The 24,184-nt window shown below is 44.3% G+C and carries 20 protein-coding genes; 9 read left to right on the top strand and 11 right to left on the bottom strand.

What is annotated here, in order from left to right:
• Window positions 1-10: 10 nt before the first annotated feature.
• From VFDL14_RS20950 to VFDL14_RS20965, 5 genes are all read right to left on the bottom strand, one after another.
• Window positions 11-211 carry a twin-arginine translocation signal domain-containing protein gene (locus VFDL14_RS20950; protein ID WP_032549042.1) on the bottom strand — a complete coding sequence of 67 codons (201 nt, stop codon included), beginning with the start codon at window positions 209-211 and terminating at the stop codon, window positions 11-13.
• 76 nt (window positions 212-287) lie between these two features.
• Window positions 288-920, bottom strand: coding sequence for a TorD/DmsD family molecular chaperone (locus tag VFDL14_RS20955; protein ID WP_032549041.1), 633 nt, complete (start codon window positions 918-920; stop codon window positions 288-290).
• Between the two features lie 9 nt (window positions 921-929).
• Window positions 930-2,591, bottom strand: a complete 1,662-nt coding sequence (locus VFDL14_RS20960; protein ID WP_032549040.1) for a 4Fe-4S dicluster domain-containing protein — start codon at window positions 2,589-2,591, stop codon at window positions 930-932.
• 317 nt (window positions 2,592-2,908) lie between these two features.
• A complete protein-coding gene (locus VFDL14_RS0122880) occupies window positions 2,909-3,574 on the bottom strand; it encodes a DUF3306 domain-containing protein (RefSeq protein WP_032549039.1) in 666 nt (221 codons plus the stop codon).
• On the bottom strand, window positions 3,564-4,025 hold the full coding sequence (locus tag VFDL14_RS20965) for a DUF3305 domain-containing protein (RefSeq protein WP_032549038.1): 462 nt from the start codon (window positions 4,023-4,025) through the stop codon (window positions 3,564-3,566). The genes VFDL14_RS0122880 and VFDL14_RS20965 overlap by 11 nt, the downstream gene beginning before the upstream one ends.
• Before the next feature lie 332 nt (window positions 4,026-4,357).
• On the opposite strand from VFDL14_RS20965, the gene fdhD reads away from it, so the two are divergent.
• Together fdhD and VFDL14_RS0122875 are read left to right on the top strand one after the other, a co-directional pair.
• Window positions 4,358-5,191 (top strand): formate dehydrogenase accessory sulfurtransferase FdhD, encoded by an 834-nt coding sequence (fdhD, locus tag VFDL14_RS20970; protein WP_032549708.1) that lies wholly within the window; start codon window positions 4,358-4,360, stop codon window positions 5,189-5,191.
• A gap of 306 nt (window positions 5,192-5,497) precedes the next feature.
• Window positions 5,498-7,387 carry a methyl-accepting chemotaxis protein gene (locus tag VFDL14_RS0122875; RefSeq protein WP_032549036.1) on the top strand — a complete coding sequence of 630 codons (1,890 nt, stop codon included), beginning with the start codon at window positions 5,498-5,500 and terminating at the stop codon, window positions 7,385-7,387.
• Window positions 7,388-7,493: 106 nt separating this feature from the next.
• Here the strand turns inward: VFDL14_RS0122875 and VFDL14_RS20975 are convergent, their stop codons facing one another.
• Window positions 7,494-9,086: an ABC-F family ATPase gene (locus tag VFDL14_RS20975; protein WP_032549035.1), complete on the bottom strand. Its 1,593-nt coding sequence runs from the start codon at window positions 9,084-9,086 to the stop codon at window positions 7,494-7,496.
• A gap of 298 nt (window positions 9,087-9,384) precedes the next feature.
• Here VFDL14_RS20975 and VFDL14_RS20980 point away from each other — a divergent pair, with 298 nt between their 5' ends.
• The gene (locus tag VFDL14_RS20980) at window positions 9,385-11,781 is read left to right on the top strand and encodes an ATP-binding protein (protein WP_032549034.1); all 2,397 of its coding nucleotides are present in this window, start codon (window positions 9,385-9,387) and stop codon (window positions 11,779-11,781) included.
• Window position 11,782: 1 nt separating this feature from the next.
• Entirely contained in the window at window positions 11,783-12,676 is an 894-nt protein-coding gene (locus VFDL14_RS20985) for a mechanosensitive ion channel domain-containing protein (RefSeq protein ID WP_152549190.1), read from the top strand.
• Window positions 12,677-12,751: 75 nt separating this feature from the next.
• Here VFDL14_RS20985 and VFDL14_RS20990 read toward each other — a convergent pair whose 3' ends face one another.
• The 5 genes from VFDL14_RS20990 to VFDL14_RS21010 all read right to left on the bottom strand — a co-directional run bounded on the left by VFDL14_RS20990 (window position 12,752) and on the right by VFDL14_RS21010 (window position 19,041).
• Complete coding sequence (locus VFDL14_RS20990; protein ID WP_032549033.1) at window positions 12,752-14,371, bottom strand: methyl-accepting chemotaxis protein; 1,620 nt, start codon at window positions 14,369-14,371, stop codon at window positions 12,752-12,754.
• A gap of 182 nt (window positions 14,372-14,553) precedes the next feature.
• Window positions 14,554-15,027, bottom strand: coding sequence for an HAD family hydrolase (locus tag VFDL14_RS20995; protein ID WP_032549031.1), 474 nt, complete (start codon window positions 15,025-15,027; stop codon window positions 14,554-14,556).
• A 38-nt stretch (window positions 15,028-15,065) separates the two neighbouring features.
• The gene (locus VFDL14_RS21000; protein ID WP_032549030.1) at window positions 15,066-15,446 is read right to left on the bottom strand and encodes a VOC family protein; all 381 of its coding nucleotides are present in this window, start codon (window positions 15,444-15,446) and stop codon (window positions 15,066-15,068) included.
• 108 nt (window positions 15,447-15,554) lie between these two features.
• Window positions 15,555-17,585: a sensor histidine kinase gene (locus tag VFDL14_RS21005; RefSeq protein WP_032549029.1), complete on the bottom strand. Its 2,031-nt coding sequence runs from the start codon at window positions 17,583-17,585 to the stop codon at window positions 15,555-15,557.
• Complete coding sequence (locus VFDL14_RS21010; protein ID WP_032549028.1) at window positions 17,575-19,041, bottom strand: sigma-54-dependent transcriptional regulator; 1,467 nt, start codon at window positions 19,039-19,041, stop codon at window positions 17,575-17,577. Before VFDL14_RS21010 ends, VFDL14_RS21005 begins: the two co-directional genes overlap by 11 nt.
• A gap of 291 nt (window positions 19,042-19,332) precedes the next feature.
• On the opposite strand from VFDL14_RS21010, the gene VFDL14_RS21015 reads away from it, so the two are divergent.
• The 5 genes from VFDL14_RS21015 to VFDL14_RS21035 all read left to right on the top strand — a co-directional run bounded on the left by VFDL14_RS21015 (window position 19,333) and on the right by VFDL14_RS21035 (window position 24,067).
• Window positions 19,333-20,139: a substrate-binding domain-containing protein gene (locus VFDL14_RS21015; protein ID WP_032549026.1), complete on the top strand. Its 807-nt coding sequence runs from the start codon at window positions 19,333-19,335 to the stop codon at window positions 20,137-20,139.
• A gap of 135 nt (window positions 20,140-20,274) precedes the next feature.
• Entirely contained in the window at window positions 20,275-20,973 is a 699-nt protein-coding gene (locus VFDL14_RS21020; RefSeq protein WP_032549025.1) for an ABC transporter permease, read from the top strand.
• Between the two features lie 10 nt (window positions 20,974-20,983).
• Window positions 20,984-21,703, top strand: a complete 720-nt coding sequence (locus VFDL14_RS21025) for an energy-coupling factor ABC transporter ATP-binding protein (protein ID WP_032549024.1) — start codon at window positions 20,984-20,986, stop codon at window positions 21,701-21,703.
• Complete coding sequence (mobA, locus tag VFDL14_RS21030) at window positions 21,681-22,265, top strand: molybdenum cofactor guanylyltransferase MobA (RefSeq protein WP_032549022.1); 585 nt, start codon at window positions 21,681-21,683, stop codon at window positions 22,263-22,265. The genes VFDL14_RS21025 and mobA overlap by 23 nt, the downstream gene beginning before the upstream one ends.
• Complete coding sequence (locus tag VFDL14_RS21035; RefSeq protein ID WP_032549020.1) at window positions 22,265-24,067, top strand: bifunctional molybdopterin-guanine dinucleotide biosynthesis adaptor protein MobB/molybdopterin molybdotransferase MoeA; 1,803 nt, start codon at window positions 22,265-22,267, stop codon at window positions 24,065-24,067. The genes mobA and VFDL14_RS21035 overlap by 1 nt, the downstream gene beginning before the upstream one ends.
• Window positions 24,068-24,184 lie beyond the last annotated feature (117 nt).

Raw genomic sequence — 24,184 nt, 5'->3', positions numbered from 1 at the left:
CCTTTATCCCCTATAGTGTGTCGTAGTAGTCGCGAATATGTTGCGTTTCACGGTAGCCAGTCTTCTTCACGTCTTTTTTGGAAAGGTCAGGCGTTTCAGCCGCTGATGCCACTGTTGAAGTTCCAGCGACAACAGCACCCGCTACGGCTGCAGTTGTTAAGCCTTTGAGTAAGTCCCTACGGCTTGTATTTACTTCTTTATTATCTTTCATCATTGCTTCCTTACCTTACGGTAGATCTTTATGGAGGCTTACTGCCCCTCTATCGATATGATCGAGTACTGCTCGATTACTCGTAATCAGTGACGTTTTTCACATCAATTTTTGATTTGTGCTTACTGCTTTTGGTATTCACACTAAAACGAACTTGTTCTAGCGATAGGAATGCTTGGCATAGTTGAGCGGCCGGCTTGTAAAAGTTGGCGTGTTCCGCACTCTCCGTTTGACGAGTGAAAGATTCAAACCAAGGTGCAATATGTTTATTGAAAACAACTTGTTGAAGCTCTTCTTCTTCACCGGTTAGCATCGCCATGACTTCACAAAGAGCTGAAATATGATCTTCTGGCTCTTTTACGTTTTCATCGCGCTCAATACCAAGAAGCTCAAGATCGTGTCGGATCTCAGCGAGTGGCTTTTCCATCATTGCGCCAGTCATGTGCCATGAACCAAAAGGCATGACTTCACCACGGCCAATACCGATGAAAAGGTCTTGGTATTCGTCTTCTAGTGCTTCACGTTCAGATTGAATTGCGGCTTGTTGAAGCGCAATCCAAGCTTTTTGCATGGCACTTTCCGACTCTTCAATTTCTAGAGATTTTAAAAAGTCGATCATCTCTTCTGTTGGAGCACTACGAAATAGTGCGGATAGAACTAGGTAGATATCTGTTCTTAATGTTTGTTCTTGTTCTGAATGAGTATCCAAAGCCAACTCCTAGTATTTCAGTTGTTTCAATGGGTCTTGAGCCATTGAATCGAACATATCGATGACACGGCAGTCTTCACACATAGCAATACGATTGATCGCTGCTTCGTCTGAAAAATGAGAGTGACCGCGTAACTTGTTTTGCAACATATCAATCATAGATTGAGGAGCAAAAGGCTTATGACAACGAATACACTCCGCGGCTTTCTCTTCATGGATCACAACGGCCTTCTGACGCTCCTCTTTCACCCAATTCATACGAGGCGTTAGAGTCAGAACATTTTCAGGACATGCTTTTTCACAAAGGCCACATTGAACACAATCTTGCTCAATGAATTTTAGAGATGGAGATGTGCCATCGGTATGAAGTGCACGAGTTGGACATACCGCCACACAACTCATACATAACGTACAATCTTTGCTTTCACACGAAACGTTGCCGTAAGGTGCGTTCGATGGAAGCTCAACAATATTTTCGACAGGAATTCGTGATGTGCTTAGTGCATCTAGAGCAGTAAATAGACGCTGGCGCTTATTACCTTGAAGGTCGCCAAGTGCCAAATCAAACGAATCGGTACACAGTGTAGGTGCACCTTCACGAAGAGATTCAAGGTAAAGGATATCTACTGTCTCTTTTGCTACACCAATTTGATCCAACAGCTCTTGAGCAATACCGACTTCGTTATTAAGAACACGAATAATGGTTTCTGGCATAAAGCGAGACGCTGCAAACAGGACCTGAGTTGCACCATTTACTAAAGCTGCAAACCACGTATCAATGCCTACAGAAGGAAGCTCTTCAACCACAACCGGAATAACATTGTCTGGTAGTGCTTTAAGTGCCATCACGTTATATGTTTCATGACGAGAGCTACAAATCAGAACGATCGGGTCTAGGCCCCCTGCTTTCTCATAGTTGGCTAACGTGCGTTCAATGAACTTTTGAGTGTCATCTGGATTAGGAAGTGCGTAACTGATCGCTTCAGTTGGACAGCTTGTTGCACAAGTACCCACGCCTTGACAAAGGTACGGGTTAATTTCGATGCGATGACCGGTTTTGTCTGTACCTTCACTTGATAGCGCCCCTGCTGGACAAGCATCAACACAACGCTCACAGCCTTTAACGCCACGAGAGCTATGCGCACACAAATCAGTATCTAAACGGAAGAATTTTGGCTTATCGAAGGTACCCATTAACGTTGGGATTTCTTCTAGTGCTTCAGCTAATTTCGGATAGCCACGTCCAACTGGGTAGTAACCCGGAACTGGAACTTCTTCAGTCATGCAGCTGTTTAGGCATAGGTCTAAGACAACATCAAAGCAATCGTGATTAATAGCAACTTTCGCTAAATTGCTCGTCGTCCCACGGTTTTCAATAACCACTTCAAATGTACCTAGGAAACCTGATACCTGAACCGAATTAGCGAAATAGAGTTCACTGTTTGAACCCTTCTCTCCATCCGTTGACAACAGAGTTAGGCTAGTCAATTGAGGTAGCTGCGCAGCCGCACTCTCAATGATTGCAGTTGGCCCTATGATTAGGGTATTACCACCACTCTCATAACTTACAGTTGGTGGAATAAGGTTGGTTAACTCTACGGTATTTTCAAAAGCATAGAGTCGCGCTTTACCATTATTTGTTGTTGCTTCTTTTAATAGTTCTTTAAGCATTGCTCAGTTCCATATAGCGTCATGGATAATCTGCTCAACCTTGATTGTAGTCAGCCTCGTATAGAATGCTGATTAATTGCTCAATTAATGATGTGTCGTATTTCATCATTGATAATGAAACAATCTACTAACCTGTTGATTATGCTTGTTCATAGCAATGTATATGCCAACTTTATTTTAATTATATTTCAATGGTTTATGTTATTTATTGCTATTTAATAAGGACAAAAAAACCGACTGGGACAATTTGTCTCAGTCGGTTCATTGAGTGTTTAGTCAAAATGTACCTATTCTTTGTGTGGTATATTTTGTCTCAGTTACAGAGTCATACTTTCAGATGAAGTACCGATTTTATTGGTGACTGTGTATTTATACAGTTGTTGTTGTTTGGGAGACTTTTCAACCTTCTCAGTATCTGAATTGAGGGCATCTTTAGGTTCGTTTTCAGAAACATCGCCCGCTTCTTGTGGGGCTTCTTCTTGCTCTGTTTCAGCTACCTCTTGTTCTAAGGTATCACTGGTCGAAGTTGACTCATCTTGAGCTTTAGTAGTGACAGGCTCACTATCCTCGACGGTATCTTTTACCCAATCTCGCAGCGTATCAGCAACGCCTTCAGTAAGAGACTTGAGATTGCTGTAGTCATCATCATAGTCATCTAAGCCATCACGAACGTTGAACTCTTCTGATAAGAATAGCTTTCTCAGAGCAGCCTTTTTCACGCTCTCGGATGCCTCAGATACCAGCAGCTGAGCAACAGAAGGAGACTCATCTTCAGCGTTTTCTATTGAATCATCAAGACTTTCACTAGAAACATCTGCGGTTGTTTGTTCTGGATGAACCGAAGGATCTAGGTCGTTAACGCTAGTGAATTCAGAAGGTTGAGCATCAGTAGCAACGTTAACTGATTCTTCTGTCTCAACGTCTGTGGCCTTGTCTCCTTCTAACTTACGCTGTGACCAACGACTAAAGAAACTAGTTGCCATTTGCGCGCCCTGCTCCTTTACGTTTCTTACGACGTTTTTCTAACAGTTCGCCATGTCGACCAATGAAGGCCTCCATCCAAGCTTGAACAGGTAAAGGCATATCAAACGAAAGAACCTGATTGTCTCCATCCATATACTGACCTGCGACAGTTTGAGAGGCTGTCAGCAGTTGGATAATAGGTACGCCTGAATCGACGTTATCCATTACCAAGAAAAGCTTGGGTTGTTGTGAACTAAGGTTGAATCGATAGTCTGTACGTTCATCTTTATGCAGTTGCAGTAGACACACATCTTTCGACTCGCTGTTTGGGGATAGTTCAAACCCTGCAAGTTCCCATTGTGTGGTCGTCCACATGCCCGTTTTGATCTCTTTCTCGATGCGATGAACGCCTATCGACCAAGATGTCTCGGTTTTCTCATATTGTTGTTCTAGTTCTTTAGTTTCCGACATATCTCATCCAGTTGTTATTTGAAGCCGCTACCAATAGGACATTTTGTTCTATTTACGACATCACAAAATCTTTGGTTTACTACAACTAAGCAATAACCACGCCATAGCGCTACCAAAATAGGCGAAGTCTCTGTTCAGGTTAGACCGATGTGACAGTTTTTGCGCTAAGTAAAGGTAATCATCCGAATAATTTGAGATAAAGAGCGCTTTGGAATAAGAATTGCTTTAAGCATTAAGACAAAGAAGCCGACGCCCTCTGCGAGCTTCAAAATAGCGCCTAAACCGTCAACGTCAAAACGCGTGATGAGCGTATACACAACTAGGATATGAAAGTGGTTAAACCAAACATTATTAAAACCAGTGAAAACCCTCTACAAACCATTGAAGTGGAAGTGTTCGACGAGTATGGCGAAAAGCTAACAAAACAGATTGCTTGCGAACGTCCTCTAACCGTTATGCTTAACTGGAAAGAGATCGTGACCCTGATGACTTTGGGCTCACGTCCTGAATCATTAGTCTTAGGTTATTTGAAGAACCAAAGCTTCCTTTCAGACCCTGAAGCGATTGAATCAATCATCATTGATTGGGAAACCAGTTCAGCGGCGGTTGTAACGAAAGAAGATACAAGCCAGTTAGAAAGTGCGCTTAAAAAGAAAACCGTAACCTCAGGTTGTGGTCAAGGCACTATGTACGGCAACGTAATGAAGCAGCTGGAAAATTACCAAGTGCCTCAAACCAAGCTTAAGCAATCAGAAATCTACACGGCTCTTGAAGCGTTAACTCACTATAACGACACCTATAAAAAAGCAGGTGCTGTCCATGGCTGTGCCGTGTGCAAAGACGATCAAGTACTCTCTTTCGTTGAAGATGTCGGTCGTCACAACGCAGTAGATACGCTGGCAGGTGAAATGTGGCTGAATCAGGAAGATGGCTCAGACAAAATCTTCTATACCACTGGCCGTTTGACGTCTGAAATGGTGATTAAGGTAGCTCAAATGGGCATTCCAGTGTTGCTCTCTCGTTCAGGTGTTACGCAAATGGGCTTAGACTTAGCTCAGAAGTTTGGCATCACTACGATTGCTCGTGCTAAAGGTTTACGCTTCCAAGTCTTTACAGGTGCCGATAAGATTATCTTTGATGTTAAAGGCAACCAAGACGGCGAATAAAGTATTTAAAAAGCACCATTACGTCTTTTCTAACGAAGCCTAATTAGGTGTAATTCGATGCCCTCAATTACCGTGAACACTAATAAGAAGTATTCAGTATCAATGTGTTGTTGAGGGCATATACCATATTAGAGCTTGTTAATATGCCTTCTTTAAGCTTGTTTGGATAAAATTTTTACCAAACTGGTCCAATTCCTTGCGTTACTCCCTTAATAAGCTATTAGTTACATATCTATCTTTTATAAATACATCACTCAAATAAATGAAAGATAGATATAAAACGTCATCGGCTAAAAGGAGTTGCCTATGGATAGGTCAACCGAAAAGCAGCGTTCTTCGCTGTCATTGTCTATACGAAGTAAATTTATTCTTATCAACATCACGCTATTTGTATCCGTGTTTGTTTATGCCGTATATGAACAGATGAGCCTTGACCGGCTGGAGTCACTTGAGCATGCCGCCAATGAGAACCTAAGAAGCTCAGTTGACCTACTTATGCTCAGAAGGCACGAGAAAGACTTTCTAGCAAGGAAAGAACAGAAATACGCAGAGCGCTTTGATACTACCGCCGTAACACTGGATCAAAGACTATTAGATTTGAATCAAACGCTTATTTCCCACGAATTAAACCTTTCTGACAACACCTCCAAAATCAGCCAAGCAATCGAGAGCTACGAATACCAATTTCGTCAGATTGTTCAACAAGTCAACGCGATTGAAAACCCTAACCCTTCTGTTGGCTTGATTGCAGTTTTAGACAAAAGGCGAAATGAATTGAAACATGCGGTAGAGAAAGAAGCGAATCTCACACTGGAACTCGCATTGCTTGAGTTAGTAGAGAAAGACTTTCATTATCTCGCCCACACTAATGACCAAACCAGTCTCGCCTTTGATGGTGCATTAGACGTGTTTACTCCCTATGCACAGAATACAGATACGACAAAACAGGCGTATTTGAACTACCGAGATGCCGTCGAAAAGCTGCTCGTGGCGAATACGCGCCTTGGGCTGACCGAGGAGCTGGGGCTGAAAGGAGAACTTCGCCGAACCGTTCATCAAGCTGAACAAGCAATCAATGGCGTCCAGCTGGAAATTAACACGGCAATAAGCCAGGCCAGTTCTGACACCAAAAATACCCTGCATCTGTTTGGCTTTGCCATCGTTATTCTGTTGTCGGCGTTATTAGCACTAATCGGTAAAAGTGTTTTAACTCGTATCAAAGCCATCAACCAAATGATGGAGTCTATTGCCAATGGTGATGGCGACTTAACGGTGCGTATGAATGCCAAAGGTAACGATGAACTTGCACAGCTCTCCCACTCCTTTGATGCGTTCATTAGTAAGTTACACGCTAACATCAAAGATCTTTCAGGAGTCATGACCGTGCTTACTGACAGTTCCTGTAGTTCAGAGCAAGCTGCGCAAAAAAGCATGAGTAATGCCGAGAAGCAAAAGCAGCAATCTGAATCGGTAGCCACGGCAGTCAATGAACTTGTGATGACCAGTAATGAAGTGGCCGCTAATATTGAAAACGCTGCACTGAGCGCTGAGAAAATCAAGGGCAATGCTCATCATGCACTGCAAGAGACGCACGCAACCGATGAAAGTATTCAAGTGCTGGTTACCAACATCGAAGAATCTCAGACCTTGATAGACCATCTGGAAGAGCAGAGTCGAGAGATCAACCAAGTGGTTACGACGATTCAAGGTATCGCAGAACAGACTAACCTACTCGCCCTCAATGCCGCGATTGAAGCAGCACGAGCTGGGGAACATGGCCGAGGTTTTGCTGTGGTGGCGTCGGAAGTGAGAGAACTTTCACTAATGACCAACAACTCTACCCATCAAATTGAAACCACAATTCAAGGGTTAACCAGCGGGATTGAAAAAACCGTTGCTAAGATGTCAGAAAGCTTGGATCAAACTGAACATGTTAAACGCCAAACTAAGGGCGTGGTCAATGCGATTGAAGGTATTCATCTTCAAGTTGGTGAAATGTTTGACTTGAATAGCCAAATTGCGACTGCGTCGGAGGAGCAATCTGTTGTTTCAGCAGAGATTGACCGAAACATCACTGATATCGCTCATTTATCCGTCGATACATATGAAGTGGTGTCAGGCTCTGTGCGCTGTAGTGAACAGGTGTCTAATGTGAGCGTTAAACTGGATAAGATCGTCGCCCAGTTTAAATATTAGTGTTGTTGTAACGAATAAATCAGCACAAACAAAAGCGCCTTTATCGCAGTGATAAAGGCGCGTTTTTAATAAGTCTAATATCGTTCAGGTAGCGTCAGAGGTTCAATTAACCGTCGATGCCACGCGCTTTTAGGAACTCAGCGTAAGTACCACGGAAGTCATGGATCTGACCATCTTTGATCTCTAGGATACGTGTTGCTAGTGAGTCTACGAATACACGGTCGTGAGAAACGAAGAACAGTGTGCCTTTGTAGTTCTCAAGCGCAAGGTTAAGTGCTTCGATAGATTCCATATCCATGTGGTTCGTTGGTTCATCCATTAGCAGGATGTTTGGCTTATGCATCATGATCTTACCAAGAAGCATACGACCTTGTTCACCACCAGAGATAACCTTAACTGACTTCTTAATGTCGTCTTGGCCAAATAGCATACGACCTAAGAAGCTACGTACGACTTGCTCATCTTCGCCTTCTTGACGCCATTGGCTCATCCAATCGAATAGGTTCATGTCTTCTTCAAAGTCATGAGCATGGTCTTGAGCGTAGTAACCGATGTTCGCGTTCTCAGACCACTTGTATTCACCTGTACGCGCTTCTAGTACACCAGCAAGTGTGTTTAGTAGGGTTGTTTTACCAACACCGTTCTCACCAATGATTGCAACACGCTCGCCCACCTCGAAGATCGCGTCGAACTTGTTGTATAGGTCTTCTTCAAAACCTTGAGATAGGTTTTCAACCACAAGCGCGTTACGGAATAGCTCTTTAGACTGTTCGAAACGGATGAACGGGTTTTGACGGCTAGATGCTTTAACTTCTTCTAGCTGAATCTTATCGATCTGTTTAGCACGAGACGTTGCTTGCTTAGCTTTAGATGCGTTAGCAGAGAAACGAGATACGAACGTTTGAAGTTCAGCAATTTGCGCTTTCTTCTTCGCGTTGTCAGACAGTAGACGCTCACGAGCTTGTGTCGCTGCCGTCATGTATTCATCGTAGTTACCTGGGTAAACGCGTAGCTCACCGTAATCAAGGTCAGCCATGTGAGTACATACAGAGTTTAGGAAGTGACGGTCGTGCGAAATGATGATCATTGTGCAGTTACGTTGGTTTAGTGTCTCTTCCAACCAGCGGATAGTGTCCATGTCCAAGTTGTTCGTTGGTTCGTCTAGAAGCATGATATGCGGGTCTGCGAACAGAACTTGTGCTAGAAGAACACGAAGTTTCCAACCTGGAGCAACCTCGCTCATTAGGCCAAAGTGAAGAGATTCTTCGATACCAACCGCTAGAAGAAGCTCACCCGCTTTCGCTTCTGCCATGTAACCATCCATCTCTGCGAACTGAACTTCTAGGTCAGCCACTTTCATGCCGTCTTCTTCGCTCATTTCTGGTAGCGAGTAAATACGGTCACGCTCTTGCTTCACAGCCCATAGTTCTTTATGGCCCATGATAACCGTGTCGATTACAGAGAACTCTTCGTACGCGAATTGGTCTTGGTTTAGCTTAGCCACGCGCTCGTTTGGATCGTAGCTTACGTTACCTGCGCTTGGCTCTAGTTCACCTGAAAGGATTTTCATGAACGTCGACTTACCACAGCCATTCGCGCCGATTAGACCGTAACGGTTACCTTCGCCGAACTTCACTGAAATATTTTCGAAAAGTGGCTTCGCGCCGAATTGTTGGGTGATATTTGCTGTGGAAATCAATGCCTTTACCTTTTTAATGTGAAAAACGCCGCAACGTTACTCGTTCAGGCGGTTAACTGCAAGCGTTGTTTGTCTTATTCCGCATATTAGCCACGTGAAATAGAGAAAATCATATCTAACCTTTCGCTTAGGCTAATGGCTTATTAAAAAGTAGAAGGGATTTTCGAAAACCCCAGCTTTGGTGACGTTTATTTCACCGAAAAGGCATAGTTATCGACAGGAATGACAATTAAAGAGGATCAATGGCGGTAAACGAACTACACTAATTCAATCTAATCAGGAAGTTAAAGTGAAGTTTATGCGCCAATTATCACTGATATGCGCTCGGCATATTTGGTTACTGTGGGTAGCAATGGTTTCATTTAGTAGTGCTGCACAATGGCAATACGAACAGGAAGTCACCCCCAGCGTTAGTGAAACCGCTGTGAGCATCAATAATGAGGTTCAAACTCTACCCGAGCCGCTATTTATGTCGGCTCAGGATCAACGCAAAGCGTCTCAGTTATTAAGAGTCGTACTTATCGAACAACAAAAACAGAGCGATCAGTTCGCACTGCATCTTTCCCAGTTTATCGATAACCTTAAATCCGATGAAGAACCCGATGTTAAATCGAAAGCGAGCGATGACATATGGTTCAAGGTTAAGTCTGATTATTTAACCCTAAGCAGTATCAATAGCAGCAAGCAAAAGTTACTTGAGCTTGCTGATAGTGCCACTCGTGACAAGCTCATTGGATTTGGTCCGCAAGGAGTTAGGCAGCTAAAACAAGAGTGGCAGTTAACGCTGCTTAATGCCGAATACCTGTTTTACTTTCAGTTACGCAGTTTTCGCGCGTTGATAGAAGATATCTTTGTTTCACCTGTGCCTGTCGTTTGGGCTGGTATCAAAATATTTTTCATTTATAGCGTACTCATGTGGTGGCTTACCAATAGCACGAGAATAATAGAACTGTATAAAAACACAGTTCTAGAAAAAACCAATACTCCGCCGCTATGGGTTCGCATCATTTGGTATTTTAGCCGCGCTCACAAAGCCATCGCTTGGTTGATAGCGATAACCCTATCCTTGCAAGTCCTATCGACCATTCCAAGTCTTCAGCATGTCGTCTTTCTTGAGATATTTACCTGGTGGATTCTCGGCGGCTCTATCGCGATCAGTTTCATTTTGGAGTTCGCTTACCGAAATAGCCGATCTTCTAGTCAAGATATTGTTGAACTGCGACTGTCGACCATTCGTCGTTATGTATGGAGCGGGATTATTGCTGGTGTGATCTTGCAAATTTCAACCATGACACTTGGTAAAGGCACCATCTACAACTGGATATACAGCGTGCTTTTCTTCTGGTTTGTTCTTATTACCATTTCAGTATTGAGGCTGTGGCGCGACACTGTGTTTGAAATGGTGGAGAACATTGCTGATCGTCCTTGGTGGGTCAATTGGGCAATCAGCAAAAAGCGGATCTGGGTCATCAGTATCATTGCAACCGCGATGGCAGCAGCTTGGGTCATAGTACATATTGCTAAACATCGATTAATCTCAAAGCTTTCGCACTTTACCTTTTTCAGTCAAGCCCTCGCCTATTTGTTTCGAATTGAGGTCGCTAAGCAGAAAAACAACACTGCAGATGGCCACGCTTTAGTTCGCGTTAAAGGCGATGCTGCCTTTGATTATGTGTTGCCAGGAAATCATGACAGCGAATTAATTGAGTATGCTGATGCCGAAATCAAACAACTCTCTAAATATCTACTGACCGACTCTCCTGCTTTATGTGTTGTCTCAGGAGAGCGTGGCGTGGGCACTACGACCTTTTTAAAACAGATGCTGCATAAAGTAAAAAATGCAGAGCCTGTTTACCTCAATTGCCCTCACTCTGGCTATCAAGAGCTGCTGGCTCGTTTTGCTGTGAGTATTGGGCTTGATGAAAACGCCACGGAAATACAGATACTGAGTCAGCTTCGAGGCAGCCAAACCACCTACTTAATTGCTGTCGATAATGGACAGAGATTAGTGAAGCCTATGGTTGGTGGTTTATCAGCGCTTATCCGTTTAACTAATCTCATTCGACGTTCCAAGAAAAATCACCGTGCAATCATCTCAATTGAGAAAGCAAGTTGGCGATTTGTCGATCGAGCGCGAGGAGAAAGACTTCTATTTGACTGGGTCGCCTTTCTGCCTAAATGGAATGAAATACAAATAGCGTCACTGCTCAATACGCGCATCAACCAATCAGACGAATACACAGTGAGCTTTGACGGATTAGTGGTACCGAAACAGTGGGACCAACAAGACATCAGTGAAGAGGAACGGGCTAAGCAAGGTTTCTATCGAATCCTATGGCACTACTCTGACGGAAACCCGACCGTTGCATTGAGGTTCTTCCGTTTCTCGTTAAATCGAAATAAAGAGACCGAACAAGTGTTGGTGAGGCTGTTCCATGCTCCCGAATCGGAAGAGCTTGAGAAGATGCCAAAACCCATGTTGGCAGTATTACGCTCTATTGTTCAATTGGAGATTGCGACACCAGAAGAGCTCTCTGAATGTACACAACTTACTATCTCCGAAGTGACTGGGACGCTGCGCTACTTCCAAAGCCGAGGCTATATCGAATGGACAGAAGACAAAGCCAAAATCTCAGATCACTGGTTCAGACACATTACCAATGTGTTAGACAGACAGCATTTATTGGTGAAGTAATATGATTAGAATCTCTAAAATACTAGGCATCGCCTTACTGACACTGTTGCTGCAATCTCAACTGGCAATTGCCGCAGAAGAAGTGGTTAACGTTGAGAGCATCCAACAGTTTGCTAGCCTGATTCGTTGGAGTGGTGTCTTCTTCTCAATCCTAGTTATCGCGGCAACATGGTTACTGATCAAGTTTATGAACTCGATGGTCGAGAGCATTGGTGGGCAGTTTGTTCAGTACCGAATGGTGCTACAAAAGGTTCAGTCTTTCCTCCAGTTCTTCATCTATATGTCAGCTGGTCTGGTCGTCTTTATGATGAGCTTTCGAATTAACGATCATATCCTGGCGTTGATTGGCGGTACGCTCGCTGTCTCCGTAGGTTTCGCATTGAAAGACCTTGCGGCGTCGTTTATAGCGGGTTTAACCGTGATGATAGACAGACCGTTTCAAGTGGGCGACCGTGTTACGTTTGAGGGGAATTACGGCGACATCATTACCATCGGCTTACGTTCAGTGCGTATGAGAACCCTCAACGACGATATCATCACGATACCTAACAATAAGTTTCTAAATGAAGTAACGACCAGCGGGAACTATGGCGCTCTCGATATGCAGGTCGTGATTCCTTTCTATGTAGGAATGGATGAAGACATCACCCTAGCCCGCGATTTAATTCAAGAGGCTGCATCGTCAAGTCGTTACATTCACCTGCCAAAGCCAGTCACAGTGCTCGTTAAACAAACCATCACTGACAACTACTTAGCCATTCAATTAACCTGCAAAGCTTATGTTGTTGATACGGCTTATGAGAAGTTGTTTGAAACCGACATTACCTTAAGAGTGATGAAAGAGTTCAAAAAGCACGGCATCAAACCGCCAAAGATAGCTTTGGCTTCAAGCTAACAAACTCGTTGGTTTAAAACAAAAAGCCCTCGTTTCATTTGAAACGAGGGCTTGTCTTTAGAGCGGTTTTAAAAATTACACTTTGAAGTATTTCAGCTGCTCAGTTAGGTGTTCTGCAGTGTTCGCCATCTGTTGGCTATCTTCAGCGAGTGATTGAGATGCTTGAAGCACTTCGTTTGCTGCTAAATGAATGCTAGATACGTTCTGGTTCATTTCTGTCGCCACTGAACTTTGCTGTTCTGAAGCTGCAGCAATTTGTGCCACCATATCGTTAGCATTTTGCAGCTCTGCCACGATTTCATCCAATTGAGCTCGAGTATCGTCAGACGCTTTCACACTATGATCAACCTCTTCATTGCTTTGCTTCATCGCGACGAAGGTTTGCTCTGCCTGTTGAGTGAGCTTCTCAATCGTGTGTTGCACTTCGTTGGTCGAGTTCTGTGTGCGGCTTGCAAGGTTACGTACTTCGTCGGCAACCACAGCAAATCCACGCCCTTGTTCACCCGCTCGCGCTGCTTCAATAGCTGCGTTCAGAGCCAACAAGTTAGTTTGCTCCGAAACATCTCGGATAACCCCTACTACTTGGCTGATTTCAGTTACGCCTGCTTGTAGATCTTGAACCAAACTGTTCGCATTCGAAATATTATCAGACACGTGAGAGATGCTTGTCGCTGTTACCTTCATGTTTTCGTCATTACGATACGCATGATCAACCACTTTATTTGTACTCACTGCCGTGTTTTCTGCATTTACTGCCACGTCAGAAATGGTTGCACTCATCTCTGTCATAGCGGTTGATAACAACTCAAGTTGTGCGTGTTGAGAGTTAACACTGGTTGCCGCTTCTTCACTGGCTTGAGCAATATGACTCGCCATTGAACTAGATTGCCCTGCTGATTCATTGGCAGTCTTAAGCGTGCTTTGTAGTTTCTCTAACATCTTATCGATCTGCTGAGACATTTCACCCAGTTCATCTTTACGCGTCATGTTCATGCGAACGCGCAAGTCACCATCAGCGATGGCATTAGTGTTGTTAATCAACTTGGCCAATGGAATCAAAATGTTGTTAGAAATGGCATAACCCATCCCAAACAGCATCCCTGACAGGACAAAGGCTACCAAAGCCTCTTTTATCGCTAGCGCCCAGAATGCTTCTTGAATATCTGCAACTAAGATTCCTGAACCTACGATCCAGTTCCACTCAGGAAACAGTTCAACATAAGAGATCTTATCTTTCAGCTCCCCTTGAGGACTTTTCCATTGGTAATCAAGAAAACCCTTACCTTGCGGAGAGCGTGAGATAGAAACCATTTCACGCCAGTGGAACTTACCCGCGCCGTCTTTGAAGTTATGAGTATTCTCACCATTCAGTTCAGGTTTTAACGGGTGCATCACGACTTGTGATTGCTGGTTAAGAATCCAAAAGTAGTTGTTACCGTCGTAACGTAGGTTTTGAATCGCAGCTAATGCTTGCTGTTGTGCTTGTTGCTCACCCAACACGGCACGTTGACCATAATAATGTTTAGCTAGCGATACGGCGGATTCGACTTGCGCACTGAGTTTACTTTCTCGTTCGGCCATTGAAGTGGCACGCTGCTGAAGCAAATTGTACGTACATGCCATAATCAGCGAGACCACTGAAAATATGACAATTGAGGCGAGTTTAGATTTGATAGAAAGGTTGCTTAATTTCATAGCGGACTGACTTTATTTTTTTGTTATTAGTTGGGAGCAACTTAACAAAACTGTCTTTAACCGCGATGATGTAAGTCATGAAGAGCGAATATTCATATAGTTACACATGCAAAAGGTGACACTTGTCACCTATAGCTAGTTGAATTCTATAAAAATATCAATAATTGATAAGCCTTGTTGAGTTAGTCTCTTAATTCCGAAAGTTGTGTAATGCTTTCGTATTGAACACTGTCAGTGCTTTGTTCTGGTTTCTGTACAAACCAAATGGCATTGATTCCAGATTTCAGAGCAGGAATGATATCTTTCTCAAGTGTATCGCCAACCATAGTCACGCTAGATACAGGTACATTGAGACGAGAAACAATTGAGGGGAAAAAATCTGGGCTTGCTTTATCAACACCAAGATTGGCTTTGCAGAAGTAACCAGAAATGAACTTGTCTAACCCTACTCGGCTAAATGCTTGTTGGATTTCTTGTTCAGAAGAGTCTGCTGCATTAGTCGCAATGTAGACACGGTGATGTTTAGAAAGGTATTCGAGGGTTTCCAATGCACCATCAATCGGTTCAACGATCGGCCAATCGCACATTTTTCCAGATTGATCGGGGAAATTAACCATCAAGGTGTCTCCCCAATCAAAGAGGTACGTTTTTGTCATTCTGCCTCCATGCATGACGTTATATCTATTTGTTACTTTTAGTTCATCGAGTGCAACCCGATCACATTACCCTCAGTATCCATGACTAAGCTAATAAAACCAAATTCTCCAATCGCCATTTTGCTCATCTGAAGTGTTCCGCCGTTCATTAACGCGCGTTTTTCTTCGATGGCACAGTCTTCACAGGAGAAATAGACGATGGTGCTGTTTCCACCAGCGGCCATATCGTCCATCTTCACTAAAGCGCCCGTCGCCCCATAGCTGCCCATGTCATCAGAGAACACCCACATATCAAGAGGAATACCTCCAGGGCTATCAAGCTTCGACAGGGTTACTTGAAACACTTGTTGATAAAACTGTTTTGCTCGATCCATGTCATTCACATAGATCTCGAACCATCCCACTGGGTTACCTAACATAAGCCTACCCTCATTTGCCAAACACAAATTGAGCATAGTTCACTGCAAACCATACATCGTAGCTAATATCAGTTTTATCAGCACCGATACAATGAACGTTGGCTTATTTTAGTTAACGTTAGAAACCAGCAATTGTGGCGCTGCTTTCTTAGGTAGATAGACGCTGAAACGGCTGCCTTTACCTAATTCAGATTCAACACGAATTTCACCACCAGTTTGAGAGAGAATACTCTGCGAGACTGATAAACCTAAGCCAGTACCATCGCGCTTGGTGGTATAAAACGGTGAGAAGATGCGCTTCAACTGCTCTTCTTTAATACCACAGCCTTCGTCTTCAACATGAATCACAGCGCCCTGCACTACACCTTCTTCAATCCAGTCTTCACTAGAGATGGTCAGGTTCCCTTCTCCATCCATCGCGTGGATCGCGTTCATTTGAAGATTAACCAAGATTTGTAGTAGCTGGTTTCGGTTTACTTCAACAGAAGTTTTCGCATCAAGAGAAGAGTGATACACGATACCTTTCTTTTTAGCGCCGGTTTTCACCAGAGTAATACTCTCATCAACGATTGGGTTGATGTGCTGCCAAGTAACCTCGTCTTGTACTCCACCATGACGACTGTATTGCAACAAGCTACGTGTGATGTTTCGGATTCGGTCGATCTGCTCCATGATCGCTTGGATCTCTTCATTGACGCGATCGGTATCGTCGCCCAGTTCAAACTTCATGAGCTCGACGTTTCCAAGAATCACAGCCGTTGGGTTGTTAATCTCGTGAGCGATACCAGCCGTAAGCTCACCAAGCGCAGCAAGCTTTTCATTGACCACCAATTTGTCTCGAGCTTGGTTAAGCAAGGTAATGTGGTGTTCAAGCTGCTCCGTTTTCTCTTTCAAGCTAGCGGTACGAGAATGAACCTTGCACTCTAGCTCTAGCGCGGCTTGTTGGATCTCTTGATTGCGCTCGTGCAGAAGATCCAGCATCTTATCGAACTGCTTGGCAAGCTGAGTCAGCTCGTGCTGATCATCCAGTCCCAAGGTACCGATTCGTTTGTCTTGTCCCATCTGAACTAATTTCACCACTTTGTGAATGCGCTCAATCGGGTTAAATAGATCCCGCGCACCACGATGAACAATAAAGCCGGATAGCAATAACAATGCGACGATGGTTATGCTTATCTCACCAAGATTAGTCAAGTAAGTTTCAATCAGCGGCCAAATCAGATAACCGGTATAAAGCATACCAATCACCTGTTCATGTTGATCGCGAATTGGTTGATAGGCGGTGATGTACCACGCATCGTAAACATACGCGCGATCAAGCCACTCTTCTCCTCGGTTTAACACTTTGGAGTGCACTTCATGAGAAACTCGGGTACCTATCGCTCGTCCTTCACTTGCATCACTATTGAGCGGTACATTGGTGCTGACACGTAGATCATCCAAAAAGACGGTCACAGTACCAACCCGGCGAGAGAATCCTTCACGCCTTGGATAGATAAGGTTACTGATCTGATCAACAAGCTGAGTACTGTTATTGAGAAGAATACCGCCATCTAGGAAGCCAACAACACGGTTGTCTCTGTCGTAGATAGCGATAACGGTGCGACTGACTAAGCCACGAGTTTCAATCTCTGTGCCTGTAAGCAGCGGTACTTCTGCTCTTTTGGCTAAAGTTCGATCTAATTCGTCAAGCTGACTGCGTGTTAGCACGCTAAAAAAGGATTGCTTACGAGTGAGTTCAAGAAGTTCACTGGTGTTTTGGACAGATTGAGCGCTGTGCCAGCGTAAGAAGTCGAGCTCGTAACGAGCTTTATTGTCCGAAACCCATTGTATAAGTTGTTCTTCAGCGATATCACTCTGTAGTTTGTTTCTAAAACGGTAAGATTCTGAAAACGCTCTAACGTTGTAGGCCTGTTGGTTTTGAATAAGGTGGATACTGTTGTCAGCAACGTCTAAGCGCTCATCAACATCAATCAATGCACCTTGCCAGGTATAATGCACTGACCAGTAAAGCGTGATAGCGATTAAAGCACAAAGAGTGAGGATGATCGGCGCAGAGGTCAAAAACAGAAGACGATAGCGAACCATCGTCTTGAATCGAAAACTCCATTTTGCCCACCAGTGGCGACTAGTCGGCATATTCTGATCCCTCTGCATTCCAATCTTTGTACTTACGCTCTAGGGTTTTACGCGCAACACCTAAGTCACGGGCTGCTGCCGACTTGTTCCCATCGTGATAAGAGACGACTTGTTCAATATGTGCCTTCTCCACCTCTTTGAGTGTCCAGCTATTTGGATAGCCTTCTGCCGCGTCATTCGGGTCCATCCCTGGAAGCTCTGAACCATGTGACACCGTCACAGATACTCGAGTTGGTACATTGCTCTCACCATTTAACTCACGCCAATAGTGTGCAGGTGGTTTACCAAGCAGAATACAACGCTCCATCAAGTTTTTGAGTTCGCGGATATTGCCCGGCCACTGATATTCGTTCATCGCGAGAATATCTTCATGTGCCCAAGTTGGTTCTGGCATACCCAATTCGTGGGCTAGCATGCGTGTGAAGTAAGGGACAAGATCCATCAGGTCCGACACACGTTCACGAAGAGGTGAAACATCGATCTTCAATACATTTAAACGATAAAATAGGTCACGTCTGAAATTGCCCTTTTCTACTTCTTCTTGCAGGTTTCGGTTAGTAGCAGCGACCACGCGCACATCAACCGTGATCTCTTTTTCACTACCCACAGGACGAATTGTTCGTTGTTCCAAAACACGAAGCAACGCCGCTTGCATTGGCAGTGGCATCTCCCCTATTTCATCAAGAAACAGTGTGCCGCCACTAGCGACGCGAAATAGACCCTCCCGATTCTTTTTCGCACCGGTAAACGCGCCAGACGTGTGACCAAACAGTTCACTTTCCAGTAGTTCTGGCGCAATTGCTCCACAGTTGATCGGTACAAAAGGCCCTGTTCTTTTACTCGCTTCGTGAACACCGCGAGCCACTAACTCTTTACCGGTACCCGATTCGCCTTCGACTAGAACTGAAGCTCGTGATGGTGCGAATTGAGTAATCAGCTGTTTCAGAAGTCGAGTTTTGTCTGAATTACCGATGATTTCGGTTTTGATATGACGACTAACGTCACGCTTCAAAGCATATTGCATGCGTTGTGCAAGTCGCTTGTCCATGCAGCGAAGCACTGCTTGAATCATCTGTTCGAGGTTGAACGGCTTTAAAATAAAGTCGGAAGCACCAAGTTTAAGAGCGGAAATCGTCATCTCTAGGTCGGCGTAGCCAGTCATAAAGATAACGTCTGAGCGTTTTTCGTTATCGTTAAAGGCTTCTTCCCACTCAATACCAGAGCGACCGGGTAGATTGATATCTAAAACGATCAAATCAAAGTGTTCAGCGCTACGGATTGTCTCCGCCTCTTCCACTGAACCTGCGCACATCACCTTACCAAACAGTTTACCCAGAGCCTTTTTCAAAATCGCCTGCATTCCTATCTCATCATCGACCACCAAAACAGAGAAAGCTTGGTATTGAGTTAAGGAGTTCAAAGTCTTGTTTGTGACATTTGGGCTGGTAAGAGACATAAAAACACACCGGTGAGGAAATTTGGGACAGAGTGTACCAACTCGTCTCAAGTACAACAGGTTCAATATGCGACATTTTGTCCTAGCTCATATTTTCTTTAAATTTAATTTCATAAATGGTGCTATTTTGCCCGAAATAACAGACATTTAATGAAACTAGTTACCCATCCTTGTTGGCATTAAGTTTGCTTATAGGGTGTGGATAATCAATTTCTACCATTTGGCCCAGGAGCCATAAGTCGGTTAACTATGCTTATGGTGGTCTATTCATAACTCATGGACATAATAATAATGAAAGCAATTCCTTTAACTATTGCAGCACTTTCTCTCGTCAGTTACTCAGCTAGCAGCGCTGAAGATACTCAACACATCAAACTCGCTACAACTACCAGTACCTACCATTCAGGTCTGCTTGATTTCCTACTGCCAGAATTTGAGAAAGATTCAGGTATCAAGGTTGACGTAATTGCTGCAGGTACAGGCAAATCTCTGCGCATGGGCGAGAACGGTGACGTTGATCTGGTAATGACACACGCACCGAAAGCGGAAGCGAACTTTGTTGAGAAAGGCTACGGCGTTCTTCCTCGCAAACTGATGTACAACGATTTCGTTATTGTTGGCCCTCAAAAAGATCCAGCAAAAATCGTTTCTCAAAACGACGTTGCTGACGTATTTAAGTCTATCGCAACTAACAATGTCACTTTCGTTTCTCGTGGTGACGACTCAGGTACGCACAAAAAAGAGATGGGTATCTGGGCTCAAACGAAGATGGAACCGAACTTCGGTGGTTACCGCAGCGTAGGTCAAGGCATGGGCCCAACGCTAAACATGGCGTCTGAGATGCAAGGCTACACCATGACTGACCGTGGTACTTGGTTGGCCTACCAAAACAAACTAGACCTTAAGATCCTATTCCAAGGTGACAAGAACCTATTCAACCCGTACCAAGTGATTCTTGTTAACCCAGAGCGCTACCCAAGCATCAATTATCAAGCAGCAAAAACATTCAGTGATTGGTTGGTAAATCCGAAAGGACAAAAGCTGATCAACGAGTTTAAGCTTCATGGTAAGCAGCTATTTGTCGCGAGTGCTGAATAAAACACTGCGAATTGTCTCAAGTTGCGATATGAGCTACTTATATCGCAACAGACGATATTCGTAACGGACAATGTCTGTAACTGACAAAGCTATACTGGAACTAAATGCGGAGCCTCCGCACAAAAGAGATACATCATGACCCTATGGCAAACAACGCTGGATGCACTGAACTTACTTGTGAGCTTTGACCACGAACTGTGGCAAATTGTCGCAGTGTCATTCAGCGTTTCTCTGTCGGCAATTTCACTGGTTATCGTACCTGCAATTGTCATGGCTTTTATACTCGCCTATACAGAGTTTCCCGGTAAGTGGGGCTTGCTCTCTATCATTAATACTCTACAAGCGATCCCTACAGTCGTGATTGGGCTATTAATGTACATGATGTTATCTCGCTCTGGCCCTTTGGGTGATTGGCAAATGCTTTTCACCCAAAAGGCTATGATTCTCGGTCAGATGCTGATCTGCTTCCCTATACTTGTCTCTATGATGCATGGTGCGCTTCAAGCGAGTGACCGACGTGCCGTTGAAACTGCTCGTACTTTGGGTGTTTCGACTTTCCGTATCGCCTCAACATTGATTTGGGAAACACGCTTCCCACTTCTCGCTGCGACTATTGCTGCCTTTTCACGCATTGTTACAGAGGTTGGCTGTTCGATGATGGTGGGTGGCAATATCATGGGCATGACAAGGAATATCCCAACGGCCATCGCGATGGAAAGCCACAAAGGTGCATTCGCGCAAGGCGTTGCTTTGGGGATGGTGTTGTTAGCATTGGCACTGGTTTTAAACTTTTTCCTTTCGAGTGTGAGAGGAAAAGGCTACTTAAGAACATAGGAATGCTGTCATGAGTATAAAAATAACAACGCAGCAAGTTTCAATGCGCTACAAAGAGCGCGTTCTTTTTCATATCCCTGAACTATCCATCGGTCCAAACGATGCGATCTATTTAAAGGGCGACAATGGCGTCGGTAAAACGACCCTATTGAAAATCTTATCTGGCTTAGTAAAACCGACGTCAGGAAAAATCCAAACAGCGCATCATAGTTGGAAAGGTACCCTATTCCCTCGCTCTAAATTCAAAGACATTATCTACCTACATCAAACGCCTTATTTGTTTGATGGCACTGTCTATCAAAATGTCGCTTATGGCATTCGTTTTAACAAAGAGTCACAAAAAGATAAGCGAGCTCAAATAATCAATGCGTTGAGAATGGTAGGTTTAGAGACCCTAGCCGATGAACACATCTCTGTTCTATCTGGCGGGGAGCGTCAACGAGTCGCGATGGCAAGGGCCTGGATTTTAAAACCCTCTATCCTACTTATGGACGAACCAAGCGCATCATTAGATAAAGAATCTATTGAAAGATTGGTCATTATGGCCGAAGATCTTCTTCAACGTGGCGCAAGTTTGGTGATAACAAGCCACCAAACCAACGCTCTGACCGATCTATGCAAAAAGCAGTGGTGGATTAAAGATAACTCTTTGACTGAATCACCATTGCTGCAAATTATTAAAAAAGACAAAGCACAAGAGAATATTTATGCTGCTTCCAACGCAAACTAGTTGGGTTATCTTAGCTGGCGGACAAGCGAGCAGAATGGGTGGACGCGACAAAGGTCTCGTCGAGTTAAACGGTCGTCCACTTATTCAATACGTTATCGACAAATTGTCGCAACAAAACGTCTCTATCACCATTAATGCCAATCGCAACCAAGAGCGCTATCAAGACTTCGCGCCTGTGGTTTCTGATTCCTTTCCTGATTATCCAGGACCGCTAGGCGGCATCCATGCAGGACTGAAAAATGCCGACACCGACTGGGTCGGCTTTGTTCCTTGTGACAGCCCGCAAATCAACGAAGATCTAGTCGCTCGTTTCTGTGCTGCGGTTAACCCTGATAGCGATATTTTGGTTGCTCACGACGGCGAATTTAAACAGCCAGTATTTACTCTATTCCATAAGCGCGTATTACCTAGGTTAGAAGCATTCCTAGAGCGTGGCGATCGCAAGATCATTCTGCTCTATAAAGATTGTGTTACCGAGTTTGTCGACTTTAGCGACTCGCCAAACTGCTTCGTAAACCTTAATACACCAGAAGAACTCACCCAATTTGGTACGCTTCAATAATGAATGATTCAAAACAACGCCCTAACCTTCCGCTACTAGGCTTTGCTGCCTACAGTGGCACTGGAAAAACAACTCTACTTGAAGCTCTGCTGCCAATGTTGACCGAGTCAGGTCTGCGCATTGGTGTTCTCAAACATGCGCACCACGATTTTGATGTCGATAAGCCTGGTAAAGATAGCTATCGCTTACGCAAAGCAGGTGCTGGCCAAATGCTGATATCTTCTAGAAAACGTCATGTGTTGATGACTGAGACCCCTGAAGCTGAAGCCGATTTTGACTACTTACTGACTCGCTTCGATACAGACAAATTGGATCTCATTCTGGTTGAAGGGTGTAAAAATATTGCGTTTCCTAAGATAGAGCTGCACCGCGAAGAAGTTGGTAAACCTTGGTTGTACTCGAACGACAGCAACATCATAGCTATTGCAGCTGATACTCAAGTTGAATCTGAGCTTCCTCAAATGTCTATTAATGATCTGGAATCGATTCGCGACTTTATTATCAACTACGCAAAAGACTTCAATCCAACCTCACTCAGTTGCCAATCAAAACCATCGAAAGCACCGGCAGTGTGTTGTGACTCTTTCTCACCAGCGGGTTTGAGTGTCACACAAGGTCAAGAGAAGATCTTAGACAGCATCACTACAGAACAGCTCAGCGAAAACGTTGCGGTTGAATCCGCTTATGGTCGCGTGTTAGCTGAAGATGTTGTTTCTCCAATTAACGTTCCGCAAAACACAAACTCAGCAATGGATGGTTACGCTATCCGTGGTGACGATCTTGACCAAGAACAGTACCATGTTGTCGCTGAGGTTTTCGCTGGGCACAGTTATGACCAAGAGATTCAAAAAGGCCAAGCGGTTAAAATCATGACGGGCGCACCAACACCAATTGCAGGTGATACTGTCATCATGCGTGAGCAAGCGGTTCAAGATGGTGATTTTGTTCGTTTCCCTGAAGCAAAAATCGATGTAGGCCAAAATGTTCGTATGGCGGGTGAAGACTTATCGGTTGGCCAAGCTGTATTTACGCAAGGCACACGCATTGAAGCACCTGAAATGGGCATGATGGCGTCGCTAGGTTTTGCAACCTGCCCTGTTCTTCGCAAAGTTAAGGTTGGTATCTTCTCTACCGGTGATGAAGTTCAAGCTCCTGGCACTCCGCAGCAAGCGAATTCTATTTACGACTCAAACCGTTTCACCATTATTGGCATGCTACAGAAGCTAGGGTGTGAAATTGTCGATTACGGCATCATCGAAGACGACCAGAAAAAAATGACGGAAGTTCTGCACTCTGCTGCGTTAGAGACAGACATGGTCCTAACGTCTGGTGGCGTGTCGGTTGGTGACGCTGATTACATTAAGCTTGCTCTTGATGAGTTGGGTGAGATTAACTTCTGGCGTATCAACATGCGCCCGGGTCGCCCGCTTGCTTACGGTAAGATTGAGCAAACACCTTTCTTCGGGTTACCGGGTAACCCAGTGGCGGTAATGGTCTCCTTTATCAACTTTGTTGAGCCAGCGATTCGTAAACTCCAAGGCCAGACAAACTGGACACCAGTGAAAGCGAATGCGATTGCGACAGAACAACTTCGTTCTCGCCAAGGCCGTACTGAATTTAGCCGCGGTGTGTTCTCCATGAACGAGCACGGTCAACTCGAAGTCCGCACAACAGGCAAGCAAGGCTCTGGCATTCTACGTTCAATGAGCGAAGCAAACTGCTTGATTGAGATCTCTCCTTCTGTTGATACGGTTAAAGTTGGTGAAACCGTAACCGTTATTCCACTTCAAGGACGTATCTAACGGCATCAAAAGCGAAGCTATTTATAGCTTCGCTTTTTTATCTCCACGCATTAAACAGCCTATATAATAACCTTTCGCCATTATTTTCGGTTTAGGTTTGCTTTACTAAACAACTAA

Source organism: Vibrio fortis (genome assembly GCF_000695685.1).
In the GTDB taxonomy this organism is placed as follows: Bacteria; Pseudomonadota; Gammaproteobacteria; order Enterobacterales; family Vibrionaceae; genus Vibrio; species Vibrio fortis_A.
This window is presented reverse-complemented; position numbering and strand designations above follow the sequence as displayed.